Genomic DNA, 14,116 nt, shown 5'->3' on the forward strand with positions numbered 1-14,116 from the left:
CCCGGATACTTTGCCGGCGGACTTGGCCGATCGCCGGCGCACTCGGCCGATCGCCGGTGGACCTGGCCGATCGAGCCGACCGATCGACTTGGCCGGCCTACCAGCGGATCAGGGCGCTGCCCCAGGTGAAGCCGCCGCCGATCGCCTCGATCATCACGAGATCGCCGCGCTTGATCCGGCCGTCGCGGCAGGCAGCGTCGAGGGCGAGTGGGATCGAGGCCGCCGAGGTGTTGCCGTGGCGATCCACCGTCAGCACCACCTTCTCGCGGGCGATGCCGAGCTTGTCGGCCGAGGCCTCGATGATGCGCCGGTTGGCCTGGTGCGGCACGAACCAGTCGAGGTCGTCGGCGGTGGTGCCGCTGGCCTCGAAGGCCTGCGCGATCACGTCGGTCACCGAGCCGACGGCGAAGCGGAAGACCTCCTTGCCGACCATGCGCAGCTTGCCGGTGGTGCCGGTCGAGCCCGGGCCGCCATCGACGTAGAGCTTCTCCCGGTGGCGCCCGTCGGACCGGAGCTGGCTCGTCAGCACGCCGCGGTCGCCGGAATCGCCCCCGCCGGGCTGCGCCTCCAGCACCAGGGCGCCGGCGCCGTCGCCGAACAGCACGCAGGTGGTGCGGTCCTCCCAGTCGAGCAGGCGGGAGAAGGTCTCGGCGCCGACCACCAGGGCGCGGGTGGCGGCTCCGGTGGTCAGGAACTTGTCGGCGGTGGCGACCGCGTAGACGAAGCCGGCGCAGACCGCCTGGAGGTCGAAGGCGGCGCCCGCATGGATGCCGAGCCCGGCCTGGATCTGCGTCGCGGTCGACGGGAAGGTGTGGTCCGGCGTCGAGGTCGCGCAGATCACGAGGTCGATCGTCGAGGGATCGATGCCGGCGTTGCTCAAGGCGTTCTGCGCCGCCTTGATGCCGAGCACCGAGGTGGTCTCGTCGGGTTCCGCGATGTGGCGCTGGCGGATGCCGGTGCGCTGGATGATCCAGTCGTCCGAGGTCTCGACCCAGGCGGCGAGGTCGTCGTTGGTGACGATGGTCCGCGGCAGGTAGGAGCCGCAGCCCCGCACCACCGAGCGAAGGCGGGTCATGATGCGTCCTCCTTAGGCCGACGCTTGCGCCGGCGTCGCGTCGAGGCGTTCCCGGATCGTCCGCATCAGGTCGTGGCGGGCCATGTCGTAGGCGAGGTCGATGGCGGCGGCGAAGCCCTCGGCATCGGCGGCGCCGTGGCTCTTGATGACGATGCCTTCGAGGCCGAGGAACACGCCGCCATTGGCCCGGCTCGGGTTCATCTTCTCGCGCAGCGCCCGGAACGCGCCGCGGGCGAACAGGTAGCCGATCTTCGCCATCAGGGTCCGGCCCATCGCGCCCTTGAGGTAGGCGGCGATCTGCTTCGCCGTCCCCTCGGCGGTCTTCAGCGCGATGTTGCCGGTGAACCCTTCCGTCACCACCACGTCGACGGTGCCGCGGCCGAGATCGGTGCCCTCGACGAAGCCGTGATAGGCGAGGCCCGGCAGGTCGGCCTCACGCAGCATCCGGGCGGCCTCCTTGACGGCCTCGTTGCCCTTCATCTCCTCGGTGCCGACATTGAGCAGGCCCACGGTCGGCCGGTCGAGGTCGAACACGATGCGGGCCATCGCGGCGCCCATCACCGCCATGTCGACGAGGTGGTTGGCATCGGTGCCGATGGTGGCGCCGACATCGAGCACCACGCTCTCGCCCCGCACCGTCGGCCACAGGCAGGCGATGGCCGGGCGCTCGATGTGGGACATCGTCTTGAGGCAGATCTTCGACATCGCCATCAGGGCGCCGGTGTTGCCGGCCGACACCGCGGCATCGGCCTCGCCGTCGCGCACCGCCTGGATCGCCTTCCACATCGACGACTTGCCGCGGCCCGAGCGCACCGCCTGGCTCGGCTTCTCGTCCATGGCCACCGACACGGTGGTGTGGCGGATCTCGACGGCGCCCTTCAGGCGCGGCTCGGCCGCGACCAGGGGAGTGAGCACCGCCTCGTCGCCGAACATCAGGAACGTCGTCTCGGGGTGGCGCTCGCGGGCGAGCCCCGCACCGGGCACGACCGTCGAGGGGCCGTGATCGCCGCCCATCGCGTCGAGCGAGATGCGCACTCTCTGGGACATGGGGGTGTCGAACAGCCTCTCGGATCCGCCGGGGACGCGCGAACAAGGGGGTCCGCGGCGCGGCGGAAAATAGCGACCCGGGCCCAAGCCGCAAACGAATTCTGAAGTCTTTTCGAACGCGGCCGTCGTCAGCCGCCCCCGCCCTCGTTCCCGTGACCCCCGGCTCCCCGCGTCCCGGCTCCCTGGCCCTTGAGGCCCTGGAGCGCCGCGAAGGGCTTCTCCTCCTCGTCCTCCGCCGGAGGCTCGAAGGCGACGCCGGGTTTGCGCGGATAGGGGTCGAGGCCGAGCGCCAGGAACTCGGCGGTCAGGCTGCCGAGGTCGATGCGGCCGTTGACGATCGGGTCGGGGATGTCGGCATCCTCGGCCGGCGTGCCCGCGAAGGCGTCCTGGTCGGCGAAATCGACGTCGACCTCCTCGCTCACCGTGCCGTCGAACGGCTCCAGCGTCACGACGCAGGTCTGGGTCAGCGCCGCCTCGACGGTGCCGGTGACCTGGAGCCGGTGCAGCGAGCCGGACAGCCGGAAGATGCCGGTGAGCCGCGCGATTCCCGGCAGGCCGAAATCGCGGGCGAGCGCGGCGCGCTCCTCGTCGTTGGCCTCGACGGTGACGGGCTGGCCGGCCTTCAGGGTGCGCTCGACCAGGATCGGGCGGGAGAACGGGCCGACGCTGTCGGGGGTCATGGACGTGCCTTTGTTCGATCCTGGCTGGGCGAAGGCTCGCGAGCGGCGGCCTCGACGGCGCGCGGGCGGGCCCGTCCCTTCGAGATGCGTCGCGCCTCGCCCCGGCGCAAGAGGCAGGCGGCGAGGGCGTTGTGGGCCGGTTCAGGCCCGGGCCTCGGCGAATCCCGCCGGTTCGGGCAGGAGCGGACCCGTCGCCATCAGGGCGTCGAGGTCGGTCCCGGCGAGGGCGGCATCGGCCGCCGCCACGTAGGCCGCGAGCCCCCGCGCCGCGCCGGGCTCCTCGCGGGCCAGCACGTTGCGGGCGAGCGTCGCCGCCAGCGCCTCGCGGTCGCCGGCATCGAGGGCGGCGTCGTAGGCGGCGGCGCGGCCGTAGAAGGCCTGCGCCAGCTTCTTCATCCGCTTCGACACCCCCATGTCGCCGACACCGAGTTCGCGCAGGGACGAATCGAGCTGCTCGAACACCGAGTTGACGAGGTCCTGGGCGATGTCCGCCGCCGGGGCGGGGAGCCGGCGCAGGTGGCGCAGCACCAGCACCACGTGCAGGCACAGGGCCTCGAACCGGCCCTCCACCGTGTCGGGCACGCCGAGGTCGAGGTAGAGCGCCGGCACCCGGGCGCCGGCATTGACGCGGATGTGCAGCGCCTCGATGGCGCGCCTGCGGGCATCCTCGCGGCGGAAGGGGTTTCGCATCATCGGGGTCTCTCGCCTCCCGCACCGCCCCGCGCCCCGCGGCGCGGAACTTAAATCCTTGCCGAAAACGCGGCTGTCGCCGCGTCACGGCCCAAAAACGCGGCTATCGCCGCGTCACGGCCTTCGACCCACGGCCCGAACCTTGGCCGTGCCTTGCCAACGCCACAACCCCGGGGTACGGCAACGCTCGCTTCTCGCGCAAGGCTGCCATCCGGCCGGCCGACACACTGTCCCGCATACGTCTCCCGAGGTCTCGATGCCGCGCCGCTTCACACCGTCGCTTCTCCGCCTCGCCGCGGCCGGCCTGATCGGGCTGTCGGCCGCGGGCTGCGTGATCGGCGAAGAGTTCCGGCACGGCTACATCATCGACGATGCCGCCGTCGCCCAGGTGCGTCCGGGCGCCAGCGCCGAGCAGGTGCTGCAGCTCCTCGGCACCCCCACCACCGTCTCCACGGTCGGCAACAAGTCCTGGTACTACATCAGCCAGAACACCCAGCGCACCGTGATGTTCTTGGGCGAGCGCCCGAAGGACCAGCGCGTCCTGGCGGTGTATTTCAACGCCGGCTTCAAGGTCGAGCGCGTGGCGCTCTACGGCGAGCAGGACGGCCGCGTGTTCGACTTCATTTCCCGCACCACGCCGACCAGCGGCGGCGAGCAGGCCTTCCTCGGCCAGCTCATGCGCGGCCTGACCAAGTTCGAGCCGTTCGGCAACGCGCGGTAAGGCAACGTCTCGTACCGGCGGTCGTTGAGAACGACCTTTGGTTCCGGTCTCGAATTTTCTCCAAGTCTCTGGCTTGGTGTCGAAAATTCGAGACGGTCCAACGGCCTCGTCGATCTCGGGCTTGCCCGAGATCGACGTTGAGGCGTCAGCATCTTATGCCGTTGGTATCACGGCCGATCGCGGACGATCCCGGGATCGGCTGGACAGAAGAGACATGTGTACGGTGACAATGAGCTGGCGCCCGAGCGGCGGCTCGTTGCCGGCGTAGGATCGGGGCATGAAGCCCGCCGTCACGCCGCTGCCGTGTACCGCGGGCTCGCCGGGTTTCACTCCGCCGCCGCCCGCTCCTCCTCGGCTCCCAAGAATCCCCCGGATTGCCGCGCCCACAGGCGCGCATAGAGCCCGCCGGCCTTTACCAGATCGGCGTGCCGCCCCTCCTCGACGATGCGTCCGCGATCCAGCACCACCAGCCGGTCGAGGGCCGCGATGGTCGAGAGGCGGTGCGCGATGGCGAGCACGGTCTTGCCCTGCATCAGCCGGTCGAGGGAGCCCTGGATCGCCGCCTCGACCTCCGAATCGAGGGCCGAGGTCGCCTCGTCGAGGATCAGGATCGGCGCGTCCTTCAGGATCACCCGCGCGATGGCGATGCGCTGCCGCTGCCCGCCGGACAGCTTGACGCCGCGCTCGCCGACCTGGGCGTCGTAGCCGCCGCGGCCCTTGTGGTCGGTCAGCTCGCGGATGAAGACGTCGGCATGGGCGGCCTTCGCCGCCGCCACAATCTCCGCCTCGGTCGCGTCCTCGCGGCCATACGCGATGTTGTCGCGGATCGAGCGGTGGAGGAGCGAGGAGTCCTGCGTCACCACGGCGATCTGGCGGCGCAGGGAGGCCTGCGTCACCGCGGCGATGTCCTGCCCGTCGATCAGGATGCGCCCACCCTCGAGGTCGTGCAGGCGCAGCAGCAGGGAGGTGAGCGTGGTCTTGCCCGCCCCGCTCGGGCCGACGAGGCCGACCTTCTCGCCCGGGGCGATCCGCAAGGTCAGGTTCTCGATGATCCCGGCTTCTTCCCGGCCGTAATGGAAGCTGACGCCCTCGAAGCGCACCTCGCCGCCCGTCACCGCGAGGTCGCGGGAGCCCGGCCGGTCGGTGAGGGCATGGGGCAAGGCGATGGTCTGCATGCTCTCCTGCACCACACCGATATTCTCGAACAGCCCGCGCACGGTCTGCATCACCCAACCCGACATCGCGATCAGCCGCAGCACCAGGGCGAGGCCCGCCGCCCCCTCCCCGGTGGTCATCTCCCCGCGCGACCATAGGCCCAGCACCACCCCGGCGGTGACCACGATCAGGGTGCTGTTGAGGAACGAGAGCGTGGCGGTGACGGCGGTGATGAGCCGGAACGAATGCAGGTAGGCGTCGGTGTGGTCGGTCGTGGCGGCCTGGACCGCCGAACGCTCCTCGCGGTCGCGGGCGAACAGCTTGACGGTGAGGATGTTGGTATAGCTGTCGACGATGCGGCCGACGAGGGCCGAGCGGGTATCGGCGACCCTGAGCGAGCGCGCCCGCGCCCGGGGCACGAAGTAGGCGGTCAGCCCCGCATAGGCCAGGAGCCACACCAGGACCGGCAGCATCAGCCACGGGCTGATCGAGCCGAACAGGCTCACCGCGGTCACGGCGAAGATCGCCACGTAGAGCAGGGTGTCGATGACCACGATGGCGAGCTCGCGCACCGCCACCCCGACCTGCGTCACCCGGTTGGCGAGCCGCCCGGCGAAATCGGCCTGGAAGTACGACAGGGCGTGGCCGAGGGTGTAGAGATGGGTGCGCCAGCGGATCAGGCTCGTGGTCTGCGGCACCACGAGCTGGTTCGACAACGCCTCGTGCAGCCAGGCGAGGACCGGGCGCACCACCAGGATCAGGCCGGCGGCCAGCATCAGCCCGGTGCCGTGGTCGCGCCACAGGGACTCCGGGCCGGACCGGGCCAGGATGTCCACGAACCAGCCCATCAGCAGGTAGAGCGAGGCCTCGACGCTGCCGGCGGCGAGCGCCACCCCGAACAGCACCGTGAGCGGGCCCCGCACCGGCCGCAGGTAGAACCAGGCGAAGCCCGCCACCGTGTTGGGCGGGCGCCTGGCCTCCTCGAAGGGGGCGAAGGGATCGATGCGGCGCTCGAGCCAGTCGAGGAACATGCGGTCTTCCTGGGGTCTCGGTGTCCTGAGCTATGCGGCGTCGGCGCGGCGCCAACCGGGGGGCGATGCCGCAGGCCGCCGACCGGCGTATGACGGGACACCCGAATCCAGCCGTCCGGACCCGAGATCCCCGCCCCCCTATGCTGCGCCTCGCCCTCTACCAGCCCGACATCCCGCAGAATACCGGCACGATGCTGCGCCTCGCCGCCTGCCTCGGCGTCGCCGTCGAGATCATCGAGCCGGCGGGGTTCGACGTCTCGGACCGCCACCTGCGCCGCTCCGGCCTCGATTATCTCGACCACGTCGCGATCACCCGTCACCGCTCCTACGCGGCCTTCGATGCCTGGCGGCGGGAGGCCGGGATCCGCCTGGTCCTCGCCACCACCGCCGGCTCGCTGCCCTACACGGCCCACGCCTTCCGGGACGGCGACTGCGTGATGGTGGGGCGCGAATCGGCCGGGGTGCCGGAGGCGGTCCATACGGACGCCGATGCCCGGGTGATGATCCCGATGCGGTCGGGGCTGCGCTCGCTCAACGTGGCGGTGGCGGCCGGGATGATCCTGGGCGAGGGCCTGCGCCAGCTCGGCGCCGGGTGACGCCTTGGCCCGGGCGCGCCGGTATGGGATGAGAAGCCCATGACCGACGCCGCTCCCGACATCGCCGCGCTCAAGACCGAGGCGACCACCTGGTTCTCGACCCTGCGCGACCGCATCTGCACCGCCCTCGAGCGGATCGAGGAGGAGGCGACCGGGCCGTTCGCCCCCGAGGCCGGCGGGCCCGGACGCTTCGAGCGCACGCCCTGGGAGCGCCAGGACCATTCCGGCGCGCCGGGCGGCGGCGGCACCATGGCGATGCTGCGCGGCCGGGTCTTCGAGAAGTGCGGCGTCCACGTCTCGGCGGTGCACGGCGAGTTCGCCCCCGAGTTCCGCGGCCAGATCCCGGGCGCCGCGGAGGATCCGCGCTTCTTCGCGACGGGCATCTCGCTGATCGCCCATCCGTGGAACCCGCACGTGCCGACCGTGCACATGAACACCCGCTTCGTGGTGACGACGAAGCCGTGGTTCGGCGGCGGGGCCGACCTGACCCCTCTCCTCGACCGGCGCCGCACGCAGGACGATCCCGACACGATCGCCTTCCATGCCGCGTTCGAGGCCGCCTGCGCCAAGCACCCGGCCGCGGACTACGCCCGCTACAAGGCCTGGTGCGACGAGTATTTCCACCTCAAGCACCGCAACGAGCCGCGCGGCATCGGCGGCATCTTCTACGATTACCACTGGACCGGCGAGCCGGCGGCCGACCTCGCCTTCACCCGCGAGGTCGGCGAGGCCTTCCTGGGCATCTATCCGGAGATCGTCCGGCGCAACCTCGCCACCCCGTGGACCGGGGCCGACCGCCACGAGCAGCAGGTGCGCCGCGGCCGCTACGTCGAGTTCAACCTGCTCTACGACCGCGGCACGATCTTCGGCCTGAAGACCGGCGGCAACGTCGCGTCGATCCTGTCGTCGATGCCGCCGACGGTGCGCTGGCCGTAGAAGCCCCATCGTGAAACCACTCCCCGACCTCGTCGCCGTCGTCCTCTGGATGGCCGGCGCCCTGCTGTCGTTCTCGGCGACCGCCATCGCGGTGCGCGAGCTGGCGCCGGCGCTCGGCCTGTTCGACATCCTGGCGGCCCGGGCGGGGGCCGGGGTGGCGATCGTCGGGATGGTCGCCGTCCTGCGCCGCCGGCCGCTCGCGGCGCGGCGCCTGCGGCTGCATCTCGCCCGCAACCTCGTCCATTGGGGCGGCAACTACGCCTGGTCGTACGGCGTCACGCTGCTGCCGCTCGCCGTGGTCTTCGCCCTCGAATTCACCACGCCGGCCTGGGTCACGCTGCTCGCCGTGCTGATCCTGCGCGAGCGGCTGACCGCGAGCCGGGTCGCGGCGGTGGCCCTCGGCTTTCTCGGCGTGCTGGTGGTGCTGCGGCCGGGTGTCGCCGCGCTGCAGCCGGCAAGCCTCGTGGTCCTCGCCGCCGCGGTCATGTTCGCCCTGACGGCGGTCGCCACCAAGGCGCTGACCCGGACCGAGAGCGTGCTGTCGATCCTGTTCTGGATGAACCTGATCCAGTTGCCCCTCAACCTCGTGGCCGGCCGGATCTTTCCGGCGGTGCCGGTCCATGCCTTCGAGGGGCGGCACGGGCTGGCGCTCGCCGCGGTCTGCATCGCGGGGCTGACCTCGCATTGGTGCCTGACCAGCGCCTATCGGCGCGGCGACGCCATCCTGGTCATGCCGCTCGACTTCCTGCGGATTCCCCTGATCGCGGTGCTCGGCTGGCGCCTCTACGGCGAGCCCCTCGACCCGTGGCTGTTCGTGGGCGCCGGGCTGATCGTCGGCGGCATCGTCTGGAACCTCGCGGCGGAGGCGCGGCGACGGGCCCCGGCCGTCGAGCCCGAAGGGGCTTGACCGGGAGGCGAAGCGGCGCGTTGATCGGCGCCATGCTGCTGACCTTCTTCACCGAGCTGCGCGCCGCCAAGGTCCCGGTCTCGCTGCGCGAGTACCTGACGCTGCTCGACGCCCTCGACCGCGACCTCGCCGACCAGCGGGTGGAGGATTTCTACTACCTCGCCCGCACCGCCCTGGTGAAGGACGAGCGCAACCTCGACAAGTTCGACCGGGTGTTCGGCCACGTCTTCAAGGGCGTGGTCAGTTTAAGCGAGGCGGTGGAGCCGCAAGCCATCCCCGAGGAATGGCTGCGCAAGCTGGCGGAAAAGTATCTCACCGAGGAGGAGCGGGCGCAGATCCAGGCGCTGGGCTGGGACAAGCTGTTCGAGACCCTGAAGGAGCGGCTGGCCGAGCAGAAGGGGCGCCACCAGGGCGGCTCGAAATGGATCGGCACCGGGGGCACCTCGCCCTTCGGCGCCTACGGCTACAATCCGGAAGGCATCCGCATCGGCCAGGACGGCAACCGCAACTTCCGGGCGGTGAAGGTCTGGGACCAGCGCACCTTCAAGGACCTGGACGATTCGGCGGAACTCGGCTCGCGCACCATCCGGCTGGCGCTCCGGCGCCTGCGCCGCTTCGCCCGCACCGGCGCGGCGGAGGAACTCGACCTCGACGGCACGATCCGCGAGACCGCCCGCCACGGCATGCTCGACCTGCGCCTGCGGCCGGAGCGCCGCAACGCCGTCAAGGTGCTGCTGTTCCTCGATGTCGGCGGCTCGATGGACTGGCACGTCGAACTCGCCGAGCAGCTGTTCTCCGCCGCCCGCTCCGAGTTCAAGCATTTCGAGCACTTCTATTTCCACAACTGCCTCTACGAGAAAGTCTGGAAGGAGAACCGCCGGCGCCACACCGAGGGCACCCCGCTCCTCGACGTGATCCGCACCTACCCGTCCGACTACCGGGTGGTGTTCGTCGGCGACGCCGCGATGTCGCCCTACGAGATCGCGATGGCGGGCGGCTCGGTCGAGCACTGGAACGAGGAGGCCGGCCGGGTCTGGCTCGAACGGGTCCTGGCGCATTTCCCGAAGGTGGCCTGGCTCAACCCGGTGCCGCAGGCGCAGTGGGGCTACTCGCAGTCGAACGCGATGATCCGGCAGATCTTCTCCGACCGGATGTACCCGCTGACGCTGGAGGGCATCGACCAGGCGACGCGGGCCCTGCTGCGGTAGAGCCTCACCCGGCGCCCTGGACGATCGCCCGTGCCTGCGGCTCCCAGTCGAAATGGATCGCCAGCACGCCGAGGGGTTCGCCGGAGGCGTCGCCGTCCCGGCGCACGCCGGCGCAGGAGGTCGCCACCTGGGCGCCGCCGAGGCTCGGCTCCGCCCGGATGTCGGCCGCCGTGTAATCGTCGCCGGAGGCGAGCGCGGCGGCCTGCTGGAACCAGGGCTCCTGCGCCACGCTCCGCCCGCGCAGCCCGGGGTAGCGACCGGGCCGGCCGGTGGCGATGATGCGGCCATCGAGGTCGCACAACCAGAGATCGAGATAGCCCGTATAGGCCGAAAGGATCACGCCGAGCCGTCTCTCGGCGAAGGCCGCCGCCGCGACGTCCGGCTCCGCGGCGCAACCGACCACCGCCGCATCGGTGGCCCACCAGCGCACGTCGCAGGTCCGCTCTCGCCGACCCGACTGCTCTCGATGCGGGCGTTGAGCGCCAGCATCTTCACCTGGCTGGTGATCCGGCGGATGCGCTGCGTCTTGTCGTGGGCGGCCTGGCGCAGGGTCGTCGCCGCGGCGGCGATGTCCGATAGGTCGCGCCCGTCGCCCGACCGATCGCCGCCCGCCATCATGGCCTGGTTCGTCAAGGAGCGCCTCCCGTCCGGTCATGCCCGGAGCCTGGCACGATTATCGGGAGGGCTGCTTGAGAAAGTGCTTTCCGTGCCGGTCTGGACCGAATGGACGATCAGTCCTGCCGCCGGATGAACTGAACTTCTATGGAGTATGTCGCGCACAGCCAGGTCGAGGCGCTTCCTGTCGTTGCGGAGCGAGAAAGCGCGTCAGGCAGGCTTGTCAGCCCTGGCGGGCCGGGGTGCTGACGGTGAGGCCGTCGAGCTCGGGCTTGAGCCGGATCTGGCACGACAGGCGCGAGCTCGGCCGCACGTCCGAGGCGAAGTCGAGCATGTCCTGCTCCATCGGCTCGGCCGGGCCGACGGCCTCCGCCCAATCCTCGCCGACATAGACGTGGCAGGTCGCGCAGGCGCAGGCGCCGCCGCATTCCGCGTCGATGCCCGGCACGTTGTTGCGGATCGCGGTCTCCATCACGGTCGAGCCGACCTCGCCCTTCACGGTGCGGGGTGTGCCGGCGGCATCGACATAGGTGATCTGGACCATCTGGGACTCCGGAAGCCTCGAGCGGCCGCGGATCGGACGAGGACGCGGCGGGGCCTGATTGGCGGGTGCCGTCCCGGAATGCAAGCGCGCCGTGCGTCGCGCGGGCCACGGGTCGCAGCCTGGCCGCCGGTCCCGCGTCCGGCCGCCCGCTTCAGAGAAGGGCCAGGGTCTCCCGCACCGCCTGGGCCAGCGCGGGCTCCAGGCCGCCGGCCGTCCCGTCGTCGCCGGCCCGCAGGGCCGCCTCCAGCCGCCCGGCCAGGGCCGCGACGCGGGCGGCGCCGACGCCGAGGGCGGAGCCCTTCAGGGTATGGGCGAGGTCCGCCCGCGCTTGGCGGTCGAGTGCCGGATCGGCCAGCCCGGGAACCAGCCGGTCGCATTGTCCGGCGAACAGGGCCAGCACCTCGCGGGCGAGATCCTCGTCGCCGAAGGTCTGCCGGTCCAGGTGCGCGCGGTCGAGGAGCGTCTCCATCGGGGCGTCTCGCATCAGCCTTCCTCGGGGAGCGGGGCCGGGCCAGATCCCCCAGGCGCCGGCCGGATGCAAGCTCCGGAGAGCCGCGCGATGGGTCGGGATGGTTCCGGCGGATCCGGTGGAGCCCTGTCCACAGCGAGATGACGGGCCGCCCGGCCCCCTGCCCCGGACGGCAAAACCGTGACTCTGCGGCGGGATAGCGGCATCCCGCGTGGCGCGCCGGACGCATGGTAACCATTCCCTTAAGCTTTTTCGGACGGTTCGCGCCCTCCGGGTATCCGGCTGGTACTCCTTGCGTCTAAGGTTCTCGTGGTAAACCGCTGAGATCGCGCCGGCTGGCGGCACGGCGCGGGTATCGCGGGATCTCGGGGATGATGCGGCGCGGCGGCCTTCCTGGGCCGCCCGGCGGCGTTCACGGCGTAACGAGGCGTTCGATGGCGACGGAAAAGAAGCTCAAGGACCCGGCGGAAGCGGCGCTGTCGGCAATTGAGCAGGCCCTGAACCTGGACCACCCGGCGGGTGGGCAGGAATCCAGGGCGCAGGAGTCCAGGTCGCAGGAGTCCAGGTCGCAGGATACCCGCACGCAGGACTCCCTGACCGAGGGCAGCCGGGTCGAGCCCCGCCTGCCCGACGTGCACGATTCCGACCCCCTGGCGAATGCCGGCACCGCCCGCGAGCCCGGCTTCGACGGCAGCGTCCTGCCCAGTCCCCGCGACGGCCGCCGCGAGGGTGGCCTGCTGCCGCCCGACCGCTCCCTCGTCGCCAACGACGATCGCCGCAGCGTCGGCGCATTGCAGCAGACCCTCCGGATCGAGCCCTCGCGCGGCCCCTATCTCGTCGCCGGCCTGGCCGCCGTGATCTGGCTGTCGGGTTTCGCGATCCTGGCCTGGAGCTCGTCCGGCGGCGACCTGCGCGGCTTCGCCGCCGGGCTCACCGGCCTCCAGGGCGCGGTCGGCGCGGCGGCCGTGCTCGCCCCCGTGATGCTGTTCTTCATCGCCGCCATGCTGGCGGTGCGGGCCCAGGAGATGCGCCACGTCGCCCGCGCCGTCGGCGAGGTGGCGATCCGGCTGGCCGAGCCCGAGGGCTTCTCCACCGACGCCGTCCTGACGATGTCGCAGGCGGTCCGCCGCGAGGTCGCGGCGGTCGGCGACGGCGTCGAGCGGGCGCTCGCCCGCGCCGGCGAGCTCGAGACCCTGGTGCGCGGCGAGATCTCCACGCTGGAGCGCGCCTATTCGGACAACGAGATCCGCATCCGCACCCTCGTCGACGAACTGGTGACGCAGCGCGAATCGATCGTCGCCAATGCCGAGCGGGTGCGCGGCGCGATCCAGGGCTCGCACCAAAACCTGACCCAGGAACTCGATACTGCGGCCGAGCGGATCGTCACGGCCATGGACGGCGCCGGCGAGCGGGTGACCGCCGCGCTCGGCGCCCGCGGCGACGCGATCACCACCGCGATCGGCGATCGCGGCGAGGCGGTCACCGCGGCGCTCGCCGCCACCGGCGACCGGGTGGTCGATGCCCTGGCCGGCCGCGGCGACGACCTCGTGCAGCGCCTCGTCGCCACCAGCGAGGGCGTGAAGACCGATCTCGGCACCGTCGGCGATTCCCTGAGCCGGGCGCTCGAGAGCCGCGCTGTCGAGGTCACGGAGGCGTTTGAGCGCACCGGCGGCCTCCTGACCCGCACCCTGGCCGAGAATGCCGGCACGGTCGCACGCACCCTGGCGGAGACCGGCGCCGAGGTCATCGAGGCCCTCAACCGCGAGGGTGCGCAGGTCCGCGAGACCTTCGAGCGCTCGGCCCAGGGCCTGGAGGAGCGCTTCCTCGTCCGCGGCAGCGACCTGACCGAGCGCTTCGCCGAGACCGGCGCGACCATCACCGAGCGGTTCGCCGCCTCCGGCAGCGCCATCGCGGCCCACATCTCGGATCGCGGCATCGCGCTCCGCGAGGAGATCGAGCAGGCCGGCAACGGCGTCGCCGTGGCCATCGAGGCCCGGGCGGCGGCGGCCGAGGTTGGCTTGACCCGCGCCAGCGACGGCGTGATCACCGCCTTCGGCGACCGCGCCAACCGGGTGCGCGACGACCTCTCGACCCTGGTCGAGGATGCGGCGCAGGCCCTCGGCGTGCGCGGGGCCGACCTCGCCGCCCGCCTCGAGGAGACGATCGGGCGCGTCGAGGAGGTGCTGGTCGGTCATGGCGGCAGCCTGGAGCGCAGCCTGGACCAGACCGGCGAGCGCGTCGCCGCGCTCGTGGGGACGCGCACCGCGGAGGCCGAGGGCCGCATCGGCGAGGCCCTCGACGGCCTCGCCGCGACCTTCGAGGTGAGGAGCCGCGACCTGGCCGAAGGCCTCGACCGGCGCGTCCAGGAGACGCAGGCCGCCCTGGCCCTCGCCGCCGACACGCTCCAGAACGGCTTCGAGTCCCGGACCGCCGGCGCCGGCG

Annotated in this window: 13 protein-coding genes and 2 pseudogenes; 7 read left to right on the forward strand and 8 right to left on the reverse strand. The window is 71.7% G+C overall.

Features of this window, described 5'->3' with window-relative positions:
• Window positions 1–97 precede the first annotated feature (97 nt).
• From VQ03_RS17625 to VQ03_RS17640, 4 genes are all read right to left on the reverse strand, one after another.
• On the reverse strand, window positions 98–1,075 hold the full coding sequence (locus VQ03_RS17625) for a beta-ketoacyl-ACP synthase III (RefSeq protein WP_048452204.1): 978 nt from the start codon (window positions 1,073–1,075) through the stop codon (window positions 98–100).
• A gap of 12 nt (window positions 1,076–1,087) precedes the next feature.
• Window positions 1,088–2,122 carry a phosphate acyltransferase PlsX gene (gene plsX / locus VQ03_RS17630; protein ID WP_048452205.1) on the reverse strand — a complete coding sequence of 345 codons (1,035 nt, stop codon included), beginning with the start codon at window positions 2,120–2,122 and terminating at the stop codon, window positions 1,088–1,090.
• A 128-nt stretch (window positions 2,123–2,250) separates the two neighbouring features.
• Entirely contained in the window at window positions 2,251–2,802 is a 552-nt protein-coding gene (locus tag VQ03_RS17635) for a YceD family protein (protein ID WP_048452206.1), read from the reverse strand.
• A gap of 141 nt (window positions 2,803–2,943) precedes the next feature.
• Window positions 2,944–3,495 (reverse strand): ubiquinol-cytochrome C chaperone family protein, encoded by a 552-nt coding sequence (locus VQ03_RS17640; RefSeq protein ID WP_048452207.1) that lies wholly within the window; start codon window positions 3,493–3,495, stop codon window positions 2,944–2,946.
• A gap of 253 nt (window positions 3,496–3,748) precedes the next feature.
• Here VQ03_RS17640 and VQ03_RS17645 point away from each other — a divergent pair, with 253 nt between their 5' ends.
• A complete protein-coding gene (locus VQ03_RS17645) occupies window positions 3,749–4,213 on the forward strand; it encodes an outer membrane protein assembly factor BamE (RefSeq protein WP_048452208.1) in 465 nt (154 codons plus the stop codon).
• A 326-nt stretch (window positions 4,214–4,539) separates the two neighbouring features.
• Here the strand turns inward: VQ03_RS17645 and VQ03_RS17650 are convergent, their stop codons facing one another.
• Window positions 4,540–6,399, reverse strand: coding sequence for an ABC transporter ATP-binding protein (locus VQ03_RS17650; protein WP_048452209.1), 1,860 nt, complete (start codon window positions 6,397–6,399; stop codon window positions 4,540–4,542).
• A 140-nt stretch (window positions 6,400–6,539) separates the two neighbouring features.
• Between VQ03_RS17650 and VQ03_RS17655 the strand changes: the two genes are divergently transcribed.
• Genes VQ03_RS17655 through VQ03_RS17670 form a run of 4 tightly spaced genes read left to right on the forward strand, consistent with a single transcriptional unit; the run spans window position 6,540 to window position 10,046 of the window.
• Window positions 6,540–6,995 carry a tRNA (cytidine(34)-2'-O)-methyltransferase gene (locus VQ03_RS17655; protein ID WP_048452210.1) on the forward strand — a complete coding sequence of 152 codons (456 nt, stop codon included), beginning with the start codon at window positions 6,540–6,542 and terminating at the stop codon, window positions 6,993–6,995.
• Between the two features lie 39 nt (window positions 6,996–7,034).
• Window positions 7,035–7,931 carry an oxygen-dependent coproporphyrinogen oxidase gene (hemF, locus tag VQ03_RS17660; RefSeq protein ID WP_048452211.1) on the forward strand — a complete coding sequence of 299 codons (897 nt, stop codon included), beginning with the start codon at window positions 7,035–7,037 and terminating at the stop codon, window positions 7,929–7,931.
• A gap of 10 nt (window positions 7,932–7,941) precedes the next feature.
• Window positions 7,942–8,838, forward strand: a complete 897-nt coding sequence (locus tag VQ03_RS17665; protein WP_053078631.1) for a DMT family transporter — start codon at window positions 7,942–7,944, stop codon at window positions 8,836–8,838.
• A 32-nt stretch (window positions 8,839–8,870) separates the two neighbouring features.
• A complete protein-coding gene (locus VQ03_RS17670; RefSeq protein ID WP_048452218.1) occupies window positions 8,871–10,046 on the forward strand; it encodes a vWA domain-containing protein in 1,176 nt (391 codons plus the stop codon).
• A gap of 13 nt (window positions 10,047–10,059) precedes the next feature.
• On the opposite strand, the pseudogene VQ03_RS17675 reads toward VQ03_RS17670, so the two are convergent.
• A pseudogene (locus VQ03_RS17675) lies at window positions 10,060–10,616 on the reverse strand (methyl-accepting chemotaxis protein); the annotation flags it as partial.
• On the opposite strand from VQ03_RS17675, the gene VQ03_RS33815 reads away from it, so the two are divergent.
• Window positions 10,522–10,797, forward strand: coding sequence for a hypothetical protein (locus tag VQ03_RS33815; RefSeq protein ID WP_167376106.1), 276 nt, complete (start codon window positions 10,522–10,524; stop codon window positions 10,795–10,797). The pseudogene VQ03_RS17675 and the gene VQ03_RS33815 overlap by 95 nt on opposite strands.
• A gap of 87 nt (window positions 10,798–10,884) precedes the next feature.
• On the opposite strand, the gene VQ03_RS17680 is transcribed toward VQ03_RS33815, so the two are convergent.
• Window positions 10,885–11,205 (reverse strand): 2Fe-2S iron-sulfur cluster-binding protein, encoded by a 321-nt coding sequence (locus VQ03_RS17680; protein WP_048452213.1) that lies wholly within the window; start codon window positions 11,203–11,205, stop codon window positions 10,885–10,887.
• Window positions 11,206–11,356: 151 nt separating this feature from the next.
• Entirely contained in the window at window positions 11,357–11,689 is a 333-nt protein-coding gene (locus VQ03_RS17685) for an Hpt domain-containing protein (protein ID WP_048452214.1), read from the reverse strand.
• Window positions 11,690–12,108: 419 nt separating this feature from the next.
• On the opposite strand from VQ03_RS17685, the pseudogene VQ03_RS17690 reads away from it, so the two are divergent.
• A pseudogene (locus VQ03_RS17690) lies at window positions 12,109–14,116 on the forward strand (hypothetical protein); the annotation flags it as partial.

It is taken from the genome of Methylobacterium tarhaniae (assembly GCF_001043955.1).
GTDB lineage: Bacteria > Pseudomonadota > Alphaproteobacteria > Rhizobiales > Beijerinckiaceae > Methylobacterium > Methylobacterium tarhaniae.